This is a genomic window from Paenibacillus sp. 598K (assembly GCF_003851045.1).
Taxonomy (GTDB): Bacteria; Bacillota; Bacilli; order Paenibacillales; family Paenibacillaceae; genus Paenibacillus_D.
Map to the genome: position 1 here is coordinate 10,206 of NZ_BFBX01000114.1, position 341 is coordinate 10,546.

The following is a 341-nucleotide window of genomic DNA, read 5'->3' on the forward strand; positions in this document are numbered from 1 at the left end:
GCTGCCGCAGCTGCTCGAGCGCCGAGCGGCCGTCCGCTGCCGTGCCGGCGATCTGCAGCCCGTAGCGCTCCCAATCCAGGATCGCGTGCAGCCCCTTCGTGATCAAAGGCTCATCGTCCACGAAAAAAACACTTCTCACTCCTACATCCGCTCCCTTCGTATCGCTGGCAGTCGCAGCGTCACCTCCGTGCCCGCGCCCTCGCTGCTCTCCACCTGCAAGCCGTAGTCCTCGCCGTAGCTCGTCCGCAGCCGTTCATGCACATTGACCAGTCCGATCGATCTCCCCTCGTCGCCATCGATGCCGGAGCCGGCAGCCAGCATGCGATGCAGCTCGGACAGCC

1 protein-coding gene is annotated in these 341 nt (G+C 65.4%); it reads right to left on the minus strand.

Annotated features, from left to right (window positions below; translation table 11 throughout):
• Positions 1–141 precede the first annotated feature (141 nt).
• Positions 142–341 (minus strand): sensor histidine kinase (locus tag PA598K_RS36625; protein ID WP_376739084.1); only part of this gene is annotated, 200 nt, incomplete at its 5' end.